Genomic DNA, 20412 nt, shown 5'->3' with positions numbered 1-20412 from the left:
GACCAGCGCCGGGGGCAGTGGAAATTACAGGGCGGAGTACGCCGTCCGGTGGACCCCGGTGGAGCCGGGGGATACCCACGTGGTCTGGGAGTACCGGGCCATCGGGGAGACGGTCCGGCTGGAAATCCCCCTGCCGGGAGGGGAGGAGACGGCATGAAGAAAGAGAAAAAGGGACGATTGTCCTCCCGAAGAAAAAGAAGCCTCCGCCGGGTCCTCATCGCGGCGGCGGCGGTGCTTCTGGTGAACCGGATTTTCCTCATCGGCCTCCTGTTCCCTATTCAGGCCCTCCGACACATCGAGGAGCGGACAGGCACGGGGCGGACCGCCGTGGTCTGCCGGGAGTGGACCCCGGAGATTTACAAGACCGGCCTGGTCTATCTGACGGAAAACGAGAACGTCACCATGCTCAGCGCGGTCCGCCTGTCGTTTTACGGCTGGACAGAGCTCTATGGCGTGCCGGTGGACTGCGGGGCGGAGGGTCCCATCCACGGCGGCTGGTGGAGCTTTGTACGGATGGAAAAGGCGGGCCGGTTCTATGTGTTCGGCAGGGTGGACGACCCGGAGATCGCCTGGCTGGAGGTCTATTTCATGCGCCCGGACGACCCCCGGGGGGAGGAACGGATCGGCCGGACCCACGGCAATTACGGGATTCATCGGGGCGACAGCGGCTGGATGGAGAAGGACGGACGGCTCTATTTCCTGTTTGAGGCCAACCTGGTGGATTGGAGCGAGTACCCCACCGGCCTCCGGGTCGTCGCCGTGGGCTATGACGAGGACAGGAATTTGGTCGCGCGGACGGATTTGGAACAGGGAGGCGTCTCCGTCGCCCAGTAAAAACACCGAGCCGGGAGGCGACGCCTCCCGGCTCGGTGTTTGTTCAGTCCTTCTTCAAATGCGCGTACCAGAGCAGGACCGCCAGTCCCGCACCACCCAGGATATTCCCCAGGGTGACGGGGAGGAGGTTTCCCAGGAGGAAGTTTCCCACGGTCAGGGCGGACAGGTCCACCCCGGCCTCCTGGGCCAGCTGGAGGTACTGGGGATTCCGCACCGCCAGAAGCCCGGCGGCGATGTAGTACATGTTCGCCACGCAGTGCTCAAAGCCGCAGAGGACGAAGTAGCAAACCGGGATAAAAGCTCCCATGAAGCGGCCCGCCGCGTCCTGGGCGGAGAGGGCCAGCAGCACTCCCAGGCACACCAGGACGTTGCAGAAANTCCCCAGCCCAAANCCGCTTAGAAACGGCAGGGCGCACTTCCCGGCGGCAAGGCGGATGGTGTAGACCGCCAGCCCTCCGGCGGAGTAGTTCNGCTGCCCGAAAAAGACGCAGCCCGCCGCCGCCAGAAGGGCCCCCAGGAAATTCCCCAGGTAGACCAGGGCCCAGTTCCGCAAAAGGCCGGAGAGGGTGCATTTTCTCTCCAGCAGGGAGAGAACCAGCAGGCTGTTCCCGGTGAAGAGCTCCGCCCCGGTGACGATGACCATGCACAGGCCGAGGGGGAAGAGGAGACCGGAGACGGTCCGGGCAAGGCCCGCGTTTTCCATGCCGTGAACCGCCGTGTTGGTGGCGGCGCAGCCCAGGGCGATGAGGGCCCCGGCCAGCAGGGAGAGGGCCAGGAGCTTCCCGGCGCTCTTTTGCGTCTTGGCCGTCCCTCCGGCGGCATAACGATCCAAAAATTCCTTGGGGGCAAGGTAATGCAAGGTTCTACTCCTTTCAAAGGCCCGCAATGCTTCCGCTCCAAGAGGAGCAGGGACTTGGTTGTGGGGCCTGAGCCCCTGCTCAGGCCATTCTCCTTCTATATGAGCATTTCCAAAGCAACTTAGAATAGGCCGGTGATTTTGCCGTTCTCGTCCACGTCGATCTTCTCGGCGGCGGGGACCTTGGGCAGGCCCGGCATGGTCATGATGTCCCCGGTCAGGGCCACCAGGAAGCCCGCCCCGGCGCTTACCTTCAGGTTCCGCACCGTAATGGTGAAGCCCTTGGGAGCCCCCAGCAGGGCCGGGTCGTCGGAAAAGCTGTACTGGGTTTTCGCCATGCAGACGGGGAGCTTGCCGAAGCCCAGAGCCTCCAGCTCCGCGAGCTGCTTCTTGGCGGCGGGGGTCAGGACGGCCCCGCCGGCGCGGTAGACCTTTTTCGCGATGGCGTTGATTTTGTTTTCAATCGTGTCCTCGGTATCATAGGCAAACCGGAAGTCGTTGGGCTCATCGCAGAGGCGCAGGACCTCTTCGGCAAGAAGCGTGCCGCCCTCGCCGCCCTTGGCCCAGACCTCGCTGAGGGCCGCGTTCACGCCCAGGGCCCGGCACTTGTCCTCCACCAGCTTCAGCTCGGCGGCGGTGTCCGTGGGGAAGGCGTTGATGGCAACGACACAGGGCAGGCCGTAGACGTTTTTGATGTTGTCCACATNCTGGAGGAGGTTGGGAAGCCCCTTCTCCAGGGCCTCCAGATTCTCGGCGTTCAGCTCCGCCTTGGGGACGCCGCCGTGGTTTTTCAGCGCCCGGACGGTAGCCACCACCACCACGGCGGAGGGCTTGAGCCCCGCCAGGCGGCACTTGATGTCCAGGAACTTCTCCGCCCCCAGGTCCGCGCCGAAGCCCGCCTCCGTGACGGCGTAGTCCGCCAGGCGCATGGCCAGCCGCGTGGCCATGACGGAGTTGCAGCCGTGGGCGATGTTGGCNAAGGGCCCGCCGTGGATAAAGGCGGGGGTGCCCTCCAGGGTTTGGACCAGGTTGGGCTTGAGGGCGTCCTTCAAGAGGGCCGCCATGGCCCCCTCGGCTTTCAGGTCGTGGGCGGTGACGGGCTTGCCGTCGCAGGTGTAGGCCACCACCATCCGGCCAAGGCGCTCTTTCAGGTCCAGAATGTCGCTGGAAAGGCACAGCACCGCCATAATCTCGCTGGCTACCGTGATGTCAAAGCCGTCCTCCCGGGGGACGCCCTGCATCCGGCCCCCCAGGCCGTCCACGATATTGCGAAGCTGCCGGTCGTTCATGTCCACGCAGCGCTTCCAGGTGATTCTCNTCACGTCGATNCNCAGGGTGTTCCCCTGCTGGATGTGGTTGTCCAGCATGGCGGCGCAGAGATTGTTGGCCGCGCCGATGGCGTGGAAGTCCCCGGTGAAGTGGAGGTTGATGTCCTCCATGGGCACCACCTGGGCGTAGCCACCCCCGGCCGCGCCGCCCTTCACGCCGAAGACGGGGCCCAGGGAGGGCTCCCGCAGGGCCACCAGGACGCTCTTTCCCAGGCGGCGGAGGGCGTCGGCCAGGCCCACGGTGGTGGTGGTTTTCCCCTCCCCGGCGGGGGTGGGGTTGATGGCGGTGACGAGAATCAGCTTCCCGTCGCCCCGCCGGCTCTCCTTGAGGAGGCGGGGGTCCACCTTGGCCTTGTAGTTTCCATAGAGTTCCAGGTATTGGGGGTCCACCCCGGCGGCGGCGGCAATCTCCCCAATGGGGCGCATCTGGCAGGACTGGGCGATCTCAATGTCGGACGGAACGTGCATGGCGGGGCCCTCCTTTGTGAAATAAAAAGGTATGACTTATTTTAGACAGGAAGATGATATCATACTCGGGAGGGAAAGGGAAGTGGAAGATTTCACAAGGAAAAGGGATTGTTTTTCTTCGGATTCTATGTTATCGTTGACATAAGAAGCCGAAGGGCGGGACGGATACTACGAAGAGGAAAGGGAGGACGGACCATGGAGCTCAGCGTGAACGGACGGCAGCGGCGGGCCGCGCAGGCCGTGAAGAACGAACCCCGGGCGGAGAAGCAGCCCGCCGGAACGGGGGCGGCCCCCAAACGGACGGGAAGCGACAAGGCCGACTGGTCCCAGGCGGCGCTGGCCTTCCTCCAGGAGATGGACCGGCAGAGCATGGAGGAGGAGCGGAAGCGGCTGGAGGTCAAACGGCAGAAGAACGGGGNGCTGGAAATGCTCTCCAAGTCCCTGNACGTTATGGAGAAGTGCCGGAAGATCGCCTCCCGCATCATAAAGGGCGACAAGGTGCCGCCCCAGGACGAGCAGTTTTTGATGGAGGCTGACCCGGAGGGGTACAAGCTGGCCCTGGCCTGCCGGGTGCCCAAGGAGAAACCCAAGGAGTGGGAATCTGTTCTGGAGGAAGAGAAGGAGGACGGCTCCGGCGGCGAGANGGCGGATTCCACGGAGGCCGCGGAAACCGCCGGAGAAACCGCGGAGTGCTGAACAGAGAAAACGCCAAGGCGGCGGGGAAGCTTCCCNGCCGCCTTTTTGCCGCGTCAGCGGCGCTCGTGAATGAATTTTTCCAGCAGCCGGGAGACCTCCCGGATGTCGATGGGTTTGGCGACGTGGGCGTTCATGCCCGCGTCCAGGCATTTTTTGATGTCCTCCGAGAACGCGTCGGCGGTCATGGCAATGATGGGAATGTCTTTGTCGGGCCTGTCCAGCTTACGGATGGCCTCCGTGGCCTCATAGCCCGTCATCACCGGCATCCGGAGGTCCATCAGCACCGCGTCGTAGAAGCCCACGGGGGACGCCTCGAACTTGTCCACGCAGATGCGGCCGTTTTCCGCCCAGTCCAGCTCCATCCCCAGGTCGGACAAAAGCTCGTTGGCAATCTCCCAGTTCAGGTCGTTGTCCTCCGCCAGGAGGATGTGGCGGCCGGTGAAGTCGGCGTATTTCTCCTCATGAAGCTGTTCGGCGGCGGCGCTGGCGTCGTTGATAAAGGGCTTGAGCCCGTAGAAGAGGGTGGAGCGGAACAGGGGCTTGGAAATGAAGCCGGTGATGCCCGCCTGCTTGGCCTCCGACTCGATTTCGCTCCAGTCGTAGGCGGAGATCAGCATGATGGGAGTCTCGTCGCCGAAGCGGCGGCGGATCTCCTTGGCGGCGCTGATGCCGTCCATGTCCGGCAGCTTCCAGTCCAGGAGGATGATGTGGTAGTGGTCCCGGGCCTTGGCCCGCCGGTCCAGCATCTCCAGGGCGCCCTCCGCGTTCAAAGTCCAGTCGGCCTTCACGCCGATGGATTTCAGGGAGGCGGCGGTGCTCTCGCAGAGCTGCCGGTCGTCGTCCACCACCAGGATGTTCCACTCGGGGAGGATCATCTCCTCCTCCGGGGTCTCAGCCCGCTCCAGGTCCAGGGTGACGTGGAACTCGCTGCCCTTGCCCAGCTCGCTTTCCACCTCGATGGTGCCGCCCATGGTGTCCACGATGTACTTGGTAATGGCCATGCCCAGGCCGGAGCCCTCGGTCCGGCGGACCCGGGCGCTGTCCTCCCGGACGAAGGATTCAAAGATCTTTGCCTTGAACTCCGGGGTCATGCCGATGCCGTTGTCCTTGACCACGATGTGGGTCCGGACGTAGCCCTCTCCCTTGGGAGATTCCTCCTCGTAGAGGGAGACCTGGATGAGTCCGCCGTCGGGGGTGAATTTCAGGGCGTTGCCCAGGATGTTTAGAAGGACCTGGTTCAGCCGCACGCTGTCGCAGCAGACATTCTCCGTGGAGATGTCGTGGATGAACACGTCAAACTGCTGGTGCTTGGAGCGGACCTGGGGCTGGGCGATGCTGACGATGCTGTCCATCACCTCCCGGAGGGAAACCTGGTCCATGTTCAGCGTCAGCTTGCCGCTTTCGATTTTGCTCATGTCCAGCACGTCGTTGATAAGGCCCAGGAGGTGGCGGCTGGAGAGGGTGATTTTTTTCAGGCAGTTTTGCACCTGCTGCTTGTCGTCAATGTTGGCGGTGGCGATGGCCGTCATGCCCACAATGGCGTTCATGGGGGTCCGGATGTCGTGGGACATGTTGGAGAGGAATTCGCTCTTGGCTTTGTTGGCGTGGACGGCCTCCTTCCGGGCGGCCTCCAGCTCCACCATCTGCTCCCGGAGAAGCCGGAAATACTGCCAGAACACCAGCAGCAGGGCCAGCAGCACCACGGCGCAGCCCAGGAAAACCAGGTACAGCCAGGCGTGGCTGAGGTCGCTGACGGCCTGGTCCAGCTCGCCGTAGGGCAGCACCGTCACCAGGTACCACTCGGAGTAGGGCAGCTTGTTGCACTGCAGGTGCCGCCGCTCGCTGCCAAAGACCATGAGGGTGGAGTAATCCTCGCCTTTATCCATGGCGGCCTCCAGCTCCCGGATGTACTGCTCCCCGCTTTCCCCCTGCTCCTCGAAGAGGGTCTGGATGCGGTCGAAGTAGTTTTCCCGGAAGGCGTCACCGCTGTGGATGACGAAGGACCCGTCCCGGCGGATGATGTGGGAATAGACCAGGGAGTTCTCGCTGTACAGGGAGAGGGTGTCGGCGATGTAGTCGGCGGGGAGGCTGGCCACCAGGGCGGTGGAGGTCGTCCCGTCCGCCATCAGGTATTCGGCGGAGACGCCCAGGAGCACGTCCTTCTGCCCAGTGGCAATGGAGGCCACGGNNACCTTTCTGTCCCCGTTGTTCATGGAGGCCAGGAAGGAGTCCGGGTCCGCCAGGACGGGCTCGTCGCCGTAGATCATGTCGAACGCGCCGGTGGGAGAGTAGAAGGCCAGGGCCGCGAAGTCCCGGGCCTTGGCGTTGCGGGCCAGCTCCGCCCGCAGGGAGGAGGGGGAGGCGCTGTCCGGGGGAATGCTCCCCACCAGGGAGTCCACCTGGGACAAACGCAGCTCGATGGTGGTGGCGAAGTGCTGGGTGACCTTTTCCCCCATGCCGGTCATGTAGGTGGTGCCCACGGCGCTGATGGTCTCGCCGCTTTTCCGGCTCATGCAAAAGGCCAGGAAGNAGAAGATGCACACCGTCAGCAGGAGAATCAGCGCCAGGCTGACGGTGAGGAAGCGGGTGGCGCTGTTGAGAAGCTTTTTCATCCCGCGCTCTCTTTCTGNAAGGCTTCAATGGCGGCTGCGGTCTGGCTGTAATCCGCCCGCACCTCCTCCGCCAGAGCGTCGGACTCCGGCGTGTAGCCGTTCCGCAGAGATTCGCAGAGGCGGCTGCTGGACGCCTGGAGCTTGTCGATGCTCAGGTTCTGGCACACGCCCTTGATGGTGTGGGCGGCCCGGAAGGCCTCTTCGTAATTCTTCTCCTCCAAAGAGCGGCAGAGGAGCTCATAGCTGCCGTCGCTCAAAAATTTCAAAACGAATTTCTGGACCAGCCGTTCGCTGCGCAGGCGGCCGATGGCGTCGTCATAGTTGCCNCCCATGGCGGCGTAGCACTCCTGTAAGGTCATGTGGATGCTCCTCCTTTATTTTAAAACGTCTTCCCCCGGGTCCTGCCCGTCCTCGATGGGGGAGATGACGGAGAGGGTGTCGCGCATGGACTCGTCATAGAAACGGTACTGGCCCCGTCCGCCCCGCTTGACGGTGTAGAGGGCCGCGTCCGCCGCGTGGAACAGGGCGTCGTAGCCGCCGGGGACCGTGGCCGTCAGGGCCGCGCCCATGCTGACGGAGAGGGGGAACTGCTCAAACCGGCCGCAGAGAGACTGGAAGATGCGGGAGAGAACGGCGTCCACGTCATCCTTATACTCCAAGAAAATGAGGAACTCGTCCCCGCCCACCCGGGCGGCGATGTCGCCGCCCCGGATGCACTGGCGGAGCTTCTCCGCCAGGTGGACCAGCACCTGGTCCCCGAAGGAGTGGCCGTAGGTGTCGTTGGCGGACTTGAAGTGGTCCAGGTCGAAGATGACCAGGGCGTAGGACGCGGTGGGGCGGGTCTCAATGCGCTCGAGGATGCGCTTTTTGGCGTAGGCGTGGTTTAAAAGGCCGGTGAGGGCGTCGTGGGAGGCCATGCGCTCCAGGGCGTTCAGCTTCATCCGGGAGTCGTGGATGTCGATGGCCTTTCCGATGGCGCCGGTATAGCGGGGGGGCTCGTCGCTGGACCAGGTGGCCCGGGCCACAATCTGGGTCCAGCGCCAGGCGCCCTTGTAGTTCAGCTTGCAGTCGTAGGTCACCACCGGCAGGTCCGGGCTGGTGCTGCGCAGGGCGTCGGCGAGGTTTTGGGTGTCCGCGGGGTCCATGACGTTCATCGTGTCCGGCTGGTGGAAGGGGTCCATGATGATTTCCTCCAGCCCCAGGTGCTCCGCGCCCCAGTTGGAGAGGGTGATCATGGGCGGGGAGACGGTGAACTCGAATTGGATCTCCTTGCTCATGTCGGCGAAGAAGCTGTACTTCATCCGCTCGTGCTCCAGAAGCTGAAGGGTCCGCTCGGAGGCGGTGAGCTCCTCATGGCGGCGGATCTCCTGGGCCACGTTGCGCATTTCCCGGCGGTCCCGCTGGGCCACGGAGTTGCTGCCGCTCATCAGCGCGGGCAGATCCGGGGACAGCTCCCGCAGGCAGTCCAGCAGCAGGGGGTTGAAGGCGCCGCACTGGCCCGCCAGAATCATGTCCACCGCCTTCTCATGGGAGAAGGAATCCTTATAGCACCGCTTGGAGGTCAGGGCGTCGTACACGTCCGCCAGGGCCACAATCTGGGCGGCAATGGGAATCTCGTCTCCCAGGAGCCCGTCGGGATAGCCCCGTCCNTCCCAGCGCTCGTGATGCCAGCGGCAGATGTCGTAGGCCACCTTCACCAGCGGGTCNTNCTGGTGGATGGGGAGGTTTTCCAGCATTTCCGCCCCGGCCATGGAGTGGGTCTTCATGACGGCGAATTCCTCGTCGGTGAAGCGGCCGGGCTTGTTGAGGATCTTTTCGTCGATGGAGATCTTTCCGATGTCGTGCAGGGCCGAGGCCGTGCAGATCATGGAGATGTCCGAGGGGGAGAGCTGGTAGCGCTCCGTCTTCTGGACCAGGTGGTTCAGCATCAGCTCCGTCAGGGTGCGGACGTTGAGGACGTGGAGGCCGCTCTCGCCGTTTCGGAACTCNACGATGTGGCTGAGGATGTCGATGAGCAGGCTGCTGCGCTGCTCGTTTTCATAAATTTGATCCGCCACCATGTTGGCCAGGCGCTTTTGCTTGGCGTAAAGCATGATGGTATTGACCACCCGGCGGTGGACGATCAGCGCGTCGAAGGGCCGGGAAATAAAATCGGTGACGCCCANCTCATAGGCCCGCTCAATGTGGCTGGAGCCGGTCTCGGCGGAGATCATGATGACGGGGATGTCCTCGATCCAGTGGTTTTGGGCCATGACCTCCAGGACGCCGAAGCCGTCCATCNGAGGCATGACGATGTCCAGGAGAACCAGGGAAATTTCACTCCCCCGCTGCTGGAGCAGGCCCACGCCCTGCAGTCCGTCCTCGGCCTCGANGATCTCATACTCGTCGTCCAGCATGTCGGCCAGGATGGAGCGGTTGAGCTCCGAGTCGTCCACGATCAAAATTTTCTGCTTTTGTTCCGTACTCAAAAGGGATCACTTCCTTGTCCTCGGGTTCCTGTCCGCCGACGGCGGATCCCCCTAAAAGAAGGGGACATAAAACAGCCATGTTACAATATGCTGATTCTACCACAGAAAATTGAAAATAGCAAGAACGAACCGAGGGGAACCAAGGGGAAAGAAACGTACTTGCCCCGTCATTTTGACACTTCTATTATTTGGAAGCAAACCGGCGTTTTCTACAAATAATGACAAAAAAGAGGCAAAAAATTGTCAGAGCCGTCAAGGGACGCCAAAGGGGGCGCAACAAAGGCGGGGATTTTTGGAGAAGGCGGCAAAACTAGAGAAAATCGTTGAGATTTTGTTAAAAATGGAAGATGTGCCCGGCAAAAAAGTACTTGATTTTTTTGGGAGAATAGTTCATAATGAGGGTTACCTGTTAAAGCAGGCGGAAATTAGTGTTGCAAAACGCACATGTAAAATGGAGAAACGACATGGGCCGGGCGGAATGAAACGGCGTTCCGCCGAATAGGATGGAGGGCCATTTATACGAACCGGAAAACGCGCGCCTTGGCGACAACCCGCGCGTTTGTCTTGCCCGGAGGAAAGGGGCGGGTTCGGGCCGTTTTTCCAAAAACGGGATATGACTGGAGGGTGAGACCACATGGATTTCCTGTCGAGCAACTCCTCTNTGATGCTGGAAAAGTCCCTGGGCTACCTGTGGGCGAAACAAAGCGCCATCGCGGACAACGTTTCCAACGCGGAAACGCCCGGCTACCGGGAGAAAATCGTTACGTTTGAGGAGAGCCTGAAAAGCAAGCTGCTTCAGGCTTCCCGGGGGGCCGCTCCGGTGAAGTCGATGCGCGAAGTGCTGGAGGGGAGCTCCTTCCGCGTGACGGAGCAGGCGGTTCAGACCCGGATGGACGACAACGGCGTCAACGTTACCGCCCAAATGTCGGAGGCCATCCGCAACGCCTATCAGATGCGCTATGTAATGAGCTCCATCAACTCGGGACTGACCACGCTGCGCACCGCCATCCGGGGCCAGTGAGGAAACGGCGGCGATCCGGGCGGGAGTTCCCGCCGGATGCTTTTCCGCTTCACATTGCTGAATAAGGACTGCCGGAAGGCAGAGCAAACGATTACGGGACCGGATTCTCCGGCCCCGCACANGACTGCCGGGACACGCCCGGCGGGGAATGGAACAGCAGAGGAGAATTTGACCTATGGCATTTTTGAGTTCGATGAACATTGTGGCCTCCGGCATGACGGCCCAGCAGCTGCGGCTGGACATCGTGGGGGAGAACGTGACCAACTCCACCACCACTCGGGTGGAAGAGGGCGAAGGGGCCTACCGGAGGAAGATGGTGGTTTTCGAGGCCGAAACCGGCCGGGACGGCTTCCGCCGGGCCATGGCCCGGGCCTCCTCCGGCATGGTGCCGAACAACCAGGTTCCCGGCGGCGTGCGGGTGGCCCAGATTGTGGAGGACCCGTCCCCCATGAAGCTGGTCTATGACCCCGCCCACCCCGACGCCAACGAGGACGGGTATGTGGAAATGCCCAATGTGGACATGGTAAAGGAAATCGCCGACGCCATGGCCGCCACCCAGGCCTTCAGCTCCAACGTCACCATGTTCAACACCATGAAAACCGTGGTGACGGACGCGCTCCAGATCGGCAAGTGACGGTGAGGGGCCGCAGAGAGTTTTAGAGAGGAGATGGTTCCCGTTATGCTGACGCCGATGGAAAAGCTGACCCCGCTGGCTCCGCTGAACGCGGGTAAAGAACAAAAAGGCAAGGACGCTTCCTCCTCCGTGGAGGGGAGCATTTTCGGCACGATTTTCCGCTCCGCCATTGACANTGTCAAAGAGACGGACGCGGAAGCGAGAGAAGCGCAATATCTGCTGGCCACCGGCCAGCTGGACAATCCCGCTATGGCGATGATCGCCGGCACGAAAAGCGCGATGGCAGTTGATTTTTTGATTCAGCTCCGGAACAAGGCCCAGGACGCCTATTCCGAGCTGACCAGAATGAGCCTGTAAGCGCGGCCGGCGGGCGGGGGAGTCCCCCGTGCTGCCCGGCCCCCAGGACCAGGGCAGCATAAATCATGTCTATACATGTCTACAGGACGCCGCGGCGCGGCGGAGAGAAGGAGGTGACAGCGGTTGAACGACGTGAAGGAAANNGCCAGGNCGTTTCTGAGCAAGACGGGGGAACGCCTGAAAAAAGTATCGAAAAAGGTATGGCTCGTCATCGCCGCTGTACTGGTGGCCCTGATTGNGGTCGCCGCCATCGCTTTNACGCTNAACNAGCAGNATTACGCCGTGCTGGTCACCCAGGTGAGTGACGACGAGGCGTCCAAGATCCTGACCTTCCTGAGCGAGCAGGGCGTCACGAATTACCGGGTGGAGGACGGGAACACCGTCATGGTCCCCGCCGGGCAGGAGGCGGCGCTGAAGGCCCGCATCCTCATGGCGAACCTGAACCAGACCGGAAACTACTACATGGAGAACATGAACGCGTTCTCCACCAATGAGGAACGGGTATACGCCAAGCTCCAGGATTTGCAGGACAGCATGGCGGCCACCATCCGCAACTTCCCCGACGTGATGGACGCGGACGTGTTCATCACACCGGGAGAGAACCGGGCCTACATACTGGACAGCGGCAATGTGGTGGAGGCCACGGCCGCCGTCAGCGTCACCATGGTGGAGGGCAAGATGCTCACCGACGGGCAGGCGGAGGCCATCCGGGATCTGCTGGCTCACGGCGTGCAGGGGCTCAAAATCGAGTCCGTCAGCATTTCAGACAAGCTGGGCAACGTNTATTTGACGGAGGACGCCTTGAACGGCGAGGTCTCGGCGCTGAAGATGCAGCTCCAGCAGGCTATGGAAAACCGCATCCGCACCCAGGTCATGAACGTGCTGAGCCCCTTCTTCGGAGAGGACAACGTCCGGGTGGGCGTCACCTGCGAGGTGGAAGTGGNCCGCACCACCGAGGTGCGGAACGAGACCANCCTCCCCGAGTACGCCCAGGACGGCTCCACCAACGGAGAGGGCATCAAGGGCTCCGAGCGGAACGAGGCCTGGATTTCCCGCCCCGGCGACGGCACCGTCGGCGGCGTGGTGGGCACGGAGGTCAACAGCGACCTGCGGGAGACCGTGGAGGCCGGAATGACCGTCCGGGACGACGACACGGGACTCTACGTCAGCAAACAGACGGACTGGGACAACACCCACAGCACCATCAACATCGACAACAACGGGGCGGTCAAAATGACCGACTGCTCCGTGGCGGTCTCCATCAACGNCCGGGCGGCGGAAGACTTCAACGTGGAGAGCATCCGCCAGCATACGGCCCGGGCCGCGGGGATCGCGGGAGAGGTGGACCCCGNCACCGGCGAGGAAATCCTGGACGGCANGATCTCCGTGGTGGCCATGAACTTCTTCGATCCCAACCAGGGCATCGCGCCCGGAGTGACGCCTCCCGCGCCGGCGGTACCCGTGTGGGTGCTGATTGCGGCGGGCGTTGGGCTGCTGCTGTTTATCATTCTGCTGACCGTCATTCTCCTGCTGCGCAGAAAGAACCGGAAGAAGCGCGAGGAAGAGGAGGCCCGCCAGCGGGAAGAGGCGGAAGCCCTTATGCGGGCGGCCGGCCTGGGCCTGGACGGCGAGATTCCCGGGACCGGCGCCGACGTGATGGACCTGGAGATGGAGCGGAGCATGGAGCTGCGCAAGGACATCCGCCAGTTCGTCAGCGACAACCCGGAGATTGCGGCCCAGATGATCAAGGTTTGGCTGAAAGGGGGCGACGGCAATGGCTGAGACGGCAGTGGCGGTCGCCCCCCAGGCGGCAAAGCAGATGGAGCTCTCCACCGCCCAGAAGGCGGCGGCGGTCATCATCGCCCTGGGANCCGAGAAGGCGTCTCTCGTCTATAAGTACATGGAGGACGAGGAGGTCGAGCAGCTCACCCTGGAGGTGGCCCGCCNGGGCGNGCTGANCACCCAGCAGACGGAGGACGTTCTCAACGAGTTCTACCAGCTGTGCCTGACCAACAAGGCCGTCACCGAGGGCGGCTTGGAATACGCCAGGGCCGTCCTGGAGAAGGCCTATGGCGAGCAGGCGGCGGCGGAGCTCCTGGGCAAGGTCACCAAGAGCCTGAAAAACCGGGAATTCGCCTTCATGGACAAGGCGGACGTCAAGTCCCTGTTCTCCGCCCTGCGGGGCGAACGGCCCCAGACCATCGCCCTGGTCCTCTCCTACGTGNACNCGNACAAGGNGGCGNGCGTGGTGGCCCAGCTGGAGGAGAAAAAGCAGATCCAGGTGGTGGAGAGCATCGCCAAGCTGGACAGCGTCTCCCCGGCGGCCATCAAGATTGTGGAGGCGGAAATGCACAACCGGTTCTCCAACATTATGACGGATACCAACATCAAGGTCGGCGGCATAGACTATGTGGCCGACGTGATGAACAACCTGGACCGGACCAGCGAGAAAAACATCTTCGACGGCCTGTCCGACCCGGACCTGGCGGACGAGATCCGCAAGCGGATGTTCGTTTTCGAGGACATCATCACCATGGACGACCGCTCCGTGCAGCGCTTTGTCCGGGACTGCGATCCCNGGGACCTGGTGCTGGCCCTCAAGGCCGCCAACACGGAGGTTGCCAACAAACTGTTTGCAAACATGTCCTCCCGCATGGCCCAGAGCATCAAGGACGATTTGGAAATTACATCCAACGTCCGCATGAAGGACGTGGAAGAGGCCCAGCAGCGCATCGTCGGCATCATCCGCGGACTGGAGGAGAAGGGTGAAATCATCATCCTGAAGNGCGGAAAGGACGATATCATTGCCTAGTATTTGGAAATCCATCATGCGTCCCAAGGCCGAGCCCTACCAGTTCCCCAAGGCGGAGGAGCTGGTTTTGGAGGAGGAAACGGCCGCCGGGGTTCCGCCGCCCCCCCTTGAGGAGGAGGACGGCGAGGCGCCGCCGGCGGTGGACGTCCGGGTGGGCGAAGAGGCGGAAGCCCCGGAGCCCGAACCGGAACCGGAGCCCGAACCGGACCCGGTGAGCTTCGCCCAAATCCANGCGGAGCAGATCATCGCGGACGCGCACCGCCGGGCCGAGGCGATTTTGGACCAGGCCCGGCTGGAAGCGGAGATCAAGGCCCAGGANCTTTTCGAGTCCTCCCGCCAGAGCGGCCTGGAGGCCGGACGGGCGGAGGGATNGGCCCANGGNGCCACCCAGGCCCTTCAANAGGGCCAGCGTGCCCAGCAGAGACAGGCTGAGGAGNTGGCCGCNGNCTTTGACAAATNCCTGGAGCGGGCNGGAACCGCCCTGGACCGCCAGATGGAAGACAACNTAGNCGAGCTGCGGGACCTTGCCATCGCCATTGCGGAAAAGGTGGTCTGCGTCAGCCTGAAAAGCAGCAGCGAGGTCATCTGCCGGATGATTCAAACCGCCATCGACAAGCGGAAGCGCCGGGAGTGGGCCCATATCTATATCGCGGAATGCGACGCCAAGCACCTTTCCAAGGTTCCNGCCTCTTTGATGAACGCCCTCTCGGCCCTCTCGGACCGGGTGCGCATCATTCCCATGGCGGACGACGAGGCGGGCACCTGCATCATCGAAACCCCGGATGAAATTGTGGACGCCAGCGCCGCCACACAGATGAACAACATCCGAACCCTGCTGTCNGNCGCCGGGCCCGTTGAAGAGGGCGTCAGCTTCGGCAACCTGAATTTCAGCGGCGGCGTGTAGAAGGAGTATGTATGNTCCGGCAAATGATCCGTCAGGTCTACAACGCGGAGACCTACAGCCTGACCGGGAAAATTGAGTATATTGTCGGAATGTCCATTGNGGCCAGCGNCGGCCGGGCGGCCGTCGGCGACATCTGCCGGATCTACAACGGCGATTCCGGCGGGCAGGTCACCGCCGAGGTGGTGGGCTTCAAGAACGACCACATTCTGCTGATGCCCTATTCCGACATGGCGGGCATCTCGGCGGGCAACTTCGTCCGAAACACCGGGCGGCAGCTGACGCTGCGGGTGGGGGAGTTCCTCCGGGGCCGCATCATCAACGCCATGGGCCANCCCATAGACGGCAAGCCCCCCTTCGAGGGCGGCGACGCCTACTGCGTGGGCGGTTCCTATATCAATCCCCTCCGCCGCCCCCCCATCCGGGAGCGGATGGAGTTTGGAGTTAAAGCCATAGACGGCATGATTACCATAGGCAAGGGCCAGCGCATCGGCATCTTCGCGGGCTCCGGCGTGGGNAAATCCACGCTGATGGGCATGATCGCGAAAAACGTCAAGGCGGACATCAACGTCATCGCCCTGGTGGGCGAACGGGGGCGCNAGGTTCTGGAATTNGTCNANNNGGACCTGGGCGAGGAGGGCATGCGCCGCTCCGTATTGGTGGTGGCAACCTCCGACCAGCCCGCCATGCTGCGGATGAAGTGCCCCAGCGTGGCCACGGGCATCGCCGAGTACTTCCGGGACCAGGGCTACGACGTCCTCCTTATGATGGACTCCCTGACCCGGTTCGCCATGGCCCAGCGGGAAATTGGCCTTGCCATCGGCGAACCGCCGGTGAGCCGGGGCTACACCCCTTCCATGTACGCGGAAATGCCCAAGCTCCTGGAGCGAAGCGGCAATTTCGATAAAGGCTCCATCACCGGCGTGTACACCGTGCTGGTGGAGGGCGACGACACCAACGAGCCCATCGCGGACACGGTCCGGGGCATCCTGGACGGGCACATCGTCCTCTCCCGGGCCCTGGCCAACAGCAACCACTATCCGGCCATCGACGTCTCCGCCAGCATTTCCCGGCTGATGGTGGAAATCGTGGACCAGGAGCACCGGCAGCTGGCTTCCCGTCTGCGGGATATCCTGAGCACCTACGAAAAGAACCAGGACCTGGTGGCCATCGGCGCCTATAAGCCGGGAACCAACCGGAACCTGGACTACGCCCTGAGCAAAATCGACGCGGTGAACGCCTTTTTGACCCAGGACATCAACGAGGCCTTCAGCTATAGCCAGTGCATCGAAAAGCTGAAACAAATCCTGAACTAACNGAACCAAAGGAGAACACGCGGTGAAGAAATTCAAGTTCGCTTTGGATACCGTCCTTTCTTACAAGGAACAGGTCTTGGGCGTGCTCCAGGGGGAGCATGCCGAGGCCGTGGCCCGGGTCCGGGCCCAGGAGGAGCTGCTGGAAAAGCTCTGGCGGGAGTACCGGGACTGCAACGAGGACTACCGGGACCGGGNGCTGGAGGGCATTNCGNTGACGGAGGCGCTGATGTATCAAAGCGCCCTCCGGGCCGCCGANCANGAGATTCAGCGGGAGACGAAACGNCTGGAAGAGCTGGAGGCCGAGGCGGAAAAGCGCCGGGAGGCCATGGTGGAGGCGAAAAAGGAGACTTCCTCCATCGAAAAGCTCAAGGAGAAGAAGCTGGAGGCCNATCACAAGGAGGAGGCCAAAAGCGAGGAGCTGTTTATCGAGGAGTTCGTCAGCTCCACCCGGGCTCACGCGGCCTCGTAACTTGGTTCCACGCGGCGCGGGAGCGCCGTTTGGAAATAGATACTCTATATGAATGAGGAGGTGAACAAGCGTATGGAACAATTGATGAGCACCTTGCTGGCAAACACTCAGCTTCCCCAGGCGGCCCCGCCGGCGAAGAAGGGAGAGTCCTCCGCCCAGAAGGACGGCTTCCAGAAGCTGCTGGAGCAAAAGCAGACGGACGCGCCGCAGCCCGCGAAGCCGGAGAAGGCGGAGACTCCGCAAAAACCCCAGGAGGCCCAGGACGCGGAANAGCNCCAGGAAACGGAGACTCNGGTTCAGGCCGGACCCAAGGGCCAAAAGGAGCTGGAGGATCAAATGGCCCTGGCGGCCATGGCGANGCTGCAAAATCCGGTGGTGCCTGTGGAGCAGGCCCTGACGCCGGAGGTCCAGGCGGAGGCCGCCGCGGACGAAATCGCCCCTCTGGCGGCGGAGACGCTTCTGACCCCGGAGACGCGCGGTTTGGCTCAGGAGGCGGAACAGCCCGTACTGGAAGCCCCCGTGGAGGAGGGCGAGGCCCCGGCGGCGGACCANAAGGTCCTGGCGGAGGAGCTTCCCCAGACCATCAAGACCCCGGAAGCCTCTCAGGAGGCGGAGGGCCGGACCGTGGAAATCAAGGTGGAGACCGGCAAGGACGAAGTCCGGGAGACGGAAGCCTCCGACACGGAGGAGGGCCCCGAATTCCAGGGCATGGAGACCGAGGCCCCCGTTTTTGAGGACGTGAAAGCCGTCCCGGTGAAGGTGGGCGAGGCCCCCAAGGCCGCGGAAACCCAGGAGCCTGTGGAAAAGCAAATCGGGCCCAAGCTGGCGGAAGCCCTGCAAAACGGCGAGACCCGTGTGGAAATCCAGCTGACCCCGGAGANCCTGGGCAAGGTTACCGTGGAGATGACCTGGAGCAAGGACGGCGGCCTGGTGGTCCAGCTGCACGCCGAGAACCGGGAAACCCAGAATCTGCTGTCCAAGAACACGGCGGGCCTGGAGCAGCTGCTCGGCCGGGAGGCCCAGCAGGAGGTCCGGGTGGAAGTCCCCCGTCAGGAGGAGAGCCAGCGGCAGGATCTCTATGAGCAGCAGCAGGAGCAGCACCGGCAAAGACAGCAGGAGCAGCGCCGCAAGCAGACGAGCGGCGAGGATTTCCTCCAGCAGCTCCGGCTGGGACTGATCCCCCTGGACGGGGAATAAGCGCGGAAAGGGAGTGAATCAATGAGCGATTTTATGAGCGATATCGGAAGCCTGTACGGAACCCATAAAGTGGGCGACACGGAAATCACCATCAAGAAAAAAGGCAGCAACATGGACCTGGACATGATGGATTTCATCACCTTGATGATTACCCAAATGACGAACCAGGGCATCGACGACAGCATGGATACCTCGGAAATGCTGAACCAAATGGTGCAGATGCAGATGATCCAGTCCATGGTCAACATGACCGACGCCGTAACGATGAACTACGCCGCGTCCCTGGTGGGCAAGGAAGTCACCGTGGGCAAACTCGAGGAAGGAAAGCTCCAGGAGGTAGTCGGCACCGTTACCGCCACCGGCACGATGGATGGACAGCCCGTGATTTTCATCGACGACAAGTACTACTACCTCAGCGATATTATGGCCGTCGGACGGCTGCCGGAGCCCCCGGAGGAAGAGGACGACGACAAGGTGGACGGCGATAAGCCCACCGACCCCACCAAACCCGGTGAAACCGAAAAACCGGATGAAACCGATAAGCCCACCGACCCCACCAAACCCGGTGAAACCGAAAAACCGGATGAAACCGATAAGCCCACCGAGCCCGTAGAGCCCGGCGGCGGAACGGAGTCCCCGGACAATGGGGAGAACGGCGCACCCACAGAAGGCGAAGGCTAAGGTGATCCTTCCATGATCNAACNCGTAGCTAGANAGAGCCAAATCCAGCAGATNCCGGACGCAGGGAAGCGGACGGCTGCGGGCGGCTTCGCCATGGCTTTGCAGGCGGAGCTGACCAGGGCCGGACAGGACGTCCAATTCTCCAAGCATGCCAGGAGCCGGGCGGAGGNGCGGGGCATCGAAATCACCCCGGACCGCATCGACCAGATCAAAGGCAGCATGGTGCGGGCCCAGGCCAAGNGCGCGACGAACATTCTGGCTATGGACACCGAAAAGGCCTTCATTATCAATGTCCCCCATGGGCGGGTCATTACGGCCATCACCCAGGATGAAATGAAGGACAGCGTATTCACCAATATCGACGGCGCCGTGTTCCTGTAACAACAGATGGCAGGACCGGACGTTCGGAGGCCATTGGGTTCCGTCCGACTGACGGGGCCCAGGCGGCGCCAAGGATTCGAAAGGAGTTCAATTTCCCTATGACCGGATCAATGTACGCATCCATTGCGGGTCTTCGGACCCACATGCAAAAGCTCTCCGTAATCGGCAACAACGTTGCCANCNTCAACACCGAAGGATACAAAAAGNAAAGAACCGTCTTCCGGGACAGCGTGTACAGCATGTACACCAGCGGAAGCAACGGCACCGAAGTGATTGGCGGCATCAACCNCTCCCAGATCGGCTACGGCTCCAGAGTGGGCAGCATCGATCTGAATATGTCCTCCTCCAGCTATAACCCCGGCAGCCCCATGGACTGCGCCCTGACCGGCGACGGCTTCTTCCTGGTGGGCGACAAAGAGGTGGCCAAGTCCATTGACGGCACGGNCCCCAACAGCCTCAAGTCCCTGACCCTCACCCGGGTGGGCGACTTCGAGTTCAAGGCCGACGGCTACCTCTGCGACGGCAACGGAAACCCGGTCTACGGCTTCCTGGTCACCGGCATNGATGAAAACGGCGACCCCATTGTCAGCGACCAGCTGGTTCCCATCCGCAAGCCCCGCTGGGAGAAGGTTCCCACTACCAAAATCGAGGAGGACGATGACGGCAACGAAATCGCGGTGCCCGATTACAAATATGAAATCCGTTATCCCACCGACATCGTGGACCAGGGCGAAAACGCCGGCGACACGGTGGTGAAGGGCCCCCTGACGGATACCGTGAAGCCCCAGGATAAGTCCAACCGGGTCGACGCCTCTACAGGTGAAGCAACCGACGACGAGTCCAAAATGAAGGATCTGGACCTGGCCGAGTTCTCCAGCATCAGCATTGACAAAGGCAGCGGAGCCATCACCGGCTACAGCCGGGAGGGAAACGAGCCGGTCATCATCGGATATCTGGCCATCGGCAGCGTCTCCAACCCCAACGGCGTCACCCATGTGGGCGACTCCTACTACCAGTGCCAGGACGGCGCGGGCGATCTGCGGGTCTGCATGCTGGGCGGCAAACAGAAGGAACTGGGCATCACGAACGTCAACAGCTATATGTGCCAAGCGCTCAATGAGGACGGCACCCCGGCGGAAGACGGAAAACCCGTTTACCCCGCGGGCACCGCGATTCTCGGCACCGGCCGCACCAAGATGATGACAGGCTTCCTGGAGGGGCCCAACGTAGACCTGGCCGAGGAGATTTCCGCCCTGATCACCACCCAGCGCGGCTATCAGGCCAACACCCGCATCATCACCGTCACCGACTCCATGCTGGAAGAGCTGGTGAACATGAAGCGCTGATAGCNGCTTCTTTTAAGCTTTGACCACCGAGCGGA

Annotated in this window: 19 protein-coding genes; 14 read left to right on the top strand and 5 right to left on the bottom strand. The window is 62.3% G+C overall.

All coding sequences use genetic code 11. The features are described from left to right. Positions 1-153 precede the first annotated feature (153 nt). On the top strand, positions 154-834 hold the full coding sequence (locus JX325_RS01025; RefSeq protein ID WP_204789324.1) for a hypothetical protein: 681 nt from the start codon (positions 154-156) through the stop codon (positions 832-834). A gap of 43 nt (positions 835-877) precedes the next feature. On the opposite strand, the gene JX325_RS01020 is transcribed toward JX325_RS01025, so the two are convergent. The 5 genes from JX325_RS01020 to JX325_RS01000 form a co-directional block, all read right to left on the bottom strand. After that, complete coding sequence (locus JX325_RS01020) at positions 878-1693, bottom strand: formate/nitrite transporter family protein (RefSeq protein WP_204789323.1); 816 nt, start codon at positions 1691-1693, stop codon at positions 878-880. Between the two features lie 119 nt (positions 1694-1812). Beyond that, positions 1813-3486 carry a formate--tetrahydrofolate ligase gene (locus JX325_RS01015; protein WP_204789322.1) on the bottom strand — a complete coding sequence of 558 codons (1674 nt, stop codon included), beginning with the start codon at positions 3484-3486 and terminating at the stop codon, positions 1813-1815. Positions 3487-4235: 749 nt separating this feature from the next. Beyond that, complete coding sequence (locus JX325_RS01010; RefSeq protein ID WP_204789321.1) at positions 4236-6794, bottom strand: hybrid sensor histidine kinase/response regulator; 2559 nt, start codon at positions 6792-6794, stop codon at positions 4236-4238. Next, positions 6791-7153: an Hpt domain-containing protein gene (locus tag JX325_RS01005; RefSeq protein WP_204789320.1), complete on the bottom strand. Its 363-nt coding sequence runs from the start codon at positions 7151-7153 to the stop codon at positions 6791-6793. The genes JX325_RS01010 and JX325_RS01005 overlap by 4 nt, the downstream gene beginning before the upstream one ends. 15 nt (positions 7154-7168) lie before the next feature. Further along, positions 7169-9262, bottom strand: coding sequence for a diguanylate cyclase (locus JX325_RS01000; RefSeq protein WP_204789319.1), 2094 nt, complete (start codon positions 9260-9262; stop codon positions 7169-7171). Between the two features lie 292 nt (positions 9263-9554). Here JX325_RS01000 and JX325_RS00995 point away from each other — a divergent pair, with 292 nt between their 5' ends. From JX325_RS00995 to JX325_RS00935, 13 genes are all read left to right on the top strand, one after another. Further along, positions 9555-9764, top strand: coding sequence for a hypothetical protein (locus JX325_RS00995; RefSeq protein WP_204789318.1), 210 nt, complete (start codon positions 9555-9557; stop codon positions 9762-9764). A gap of 132 nt (positions 9765-9896) precedes the next feature. Beyond that, complete coding sequence (locus JX325_RS00990; protein WP_204789317.1) at positions 9897-10283, top strand: flagellar biosynthesis protein FlgB; 387 nt, start codon at positions 9897-9899, stop codon at positions 10281-10283. A 175-nt stretch (positions 10284-10458) separates the two neighbouring features. After that, entirely contained in the window at positions 10459-10917 is a 459-nt protein-coding gene (gene flgC, locus JX325_RS00985; protein ID WP_204789316.1) for a flagellar basal body rod protein FlgC, read from the top strand. A gap of 45 nt (positions 10918-10962) precedes the next feature. Continuing rightward, a complete protein-coding gene (locus JX325_RS00980) occupies positions 10963-11274 on the top strand; it encodes a flagellar hook-basal body complex protein FliE (protein ID WP_204789315.1) in 312 nt (103 codons plus the stop codon). Between the two features lie 132 nt (positions 11275-11406). Further along, on the top strand, positions 11407-13056 hold the full coding sequence (locus JX325_RS00975; protein ID WP_243413852.1) for a flagellar M-ring protein FliF C-terminal domain-containing protein: 1650 nt from the start codon (positions 11407-11409) through the stop codon (positions 13054-13056). Beyond that, positions 13049-14086, top strand: a complete 1038-nt coding sequence (gene fliG / locus JX325_RS00970; RefSeq protein WP_204789313.1) for a flagellar motor switch protein FliG — start codon at positions 13049-13051, stop codon at positions 14084-14086. The genes JX325_RS00975 and fliG overlap by 8 nt, the downstream gene beginning before the upstream one ends. Continuing rightward, on the top strand, positions 14079-14990 hold the full coding sequence (locus JX325_RS00965; protein WP_204789312.1) for a FliH/SctL family protein: 912 nt from the start codon (positions 14079-14081) through the stop codon (positions 14988-14990). The genes fliG and JX325_RS00965 overlap by 8 nt, the downstream gene beginning before the upstream one ends. Positions 14991-15001: 11 nt before the next feature. Next, complete coding sequence (locus JX325_RS00960) at positions 15002-16303, top strand: FliI/YscN family ATPase (protein WP_204789311.1); 1302 nt, start codon at positions 15002-15004, stop codon at positions 16301-16303. A gap of 22 nt (positions 16304-16325) precedes the next feature. Next, complete coding sequence (gene fliJ / locus JX325_RS00955; RefSeq protein ID WP_204789310.1) at positions 16326-16772, top strand: flagellar export protein FliJ; 447 nt, start codon at positions 16326-16328, stop codon at positions 16770-16772. 72 nt (positions 16773-16844) lie between these two features. Beyond that, complete coding sequence (locus JX325_RS00950; RefSeq protein WP_204789309.1) at positions 16845-17969, top strand: flagellar hook-length control protein FliK; 1125 nt, start codon at positions 16845-16847, stop codon at positions 17967-17969. A gap of 21 nt (positions 17970-17990) precedes the next feature. Further along, positions 17991-18650 (top strand): flagellar hook assembly protein FlgD, encoded by a 660-nt coding sequence (locus tag JX325_RS00945; RefSeq protein ID WP_204789308.1) that lies wholly within the window; start codon positions 17991-17993, stop codon positions 18648-18650. A 93-nt stretch (positions 18651-18743) separates the two neighbouring features. Beyond that, the gene (locus JX325_RS00940) at positions 18744-19031 is read left to right on the top strand and encodes a flagellar biosynthesis protein (protein WP_243413851.1); all 288 of its coding nucleotides are present in this window, start codon (positions 18744-18746) and stop codon (positions 19029-19031) included. 98 nt (positions 19032-19129) lie between these two features. Continuing rightward, entirely contained in the window at positions 19130-20377 is a 1248-nt protein-coding gene (locus JX325_RS00935) for a flagellar hook-basal body complex protein (RefSeq protein WP_243413850.1), read from the top strand. The last annotated feature ends 35 nt before the right edge of the window (positions 20378-20412 follow it).

It is taken from the genome of Oscillibacter sp. CU971, from assembly GCF_905219725.1.
Taxonomy (GTDB): domain Bacteria; phylum Bacillota; class Clostridia; order Oscillospirales; family Oscillospiraceae; genus Oscillibacter.
Note: the sequence above shows the minus strand (reverse complement) of the source record. Positions and strands in the feature narration are given on the sequence as shown.

Excerpts from the sequence above, each read along its gene's own strand:
- JX325_RS01025 (WP_204789324.1), top strand. The coding sequence starts at position 154 with ATGAAGAAAGAGAAAAAGGGACGATTGTCCTCCCGAAGAAAAAGAAGC.
- flgC (WP_204789316.1), top strand. The coding sequence starts at position 10,459 with ATGGCATTTTTGAGTTCGATGAACATTGTGGCCTCCGGCATGACGGCC.
- JX325_RS00945 (WP_204789308.1), top strand. The coding sequence starts at position 17,991 with ATGAGCGATTTTATGAGCGATATCGGAAGCCTGTACGGAACCCATAAA.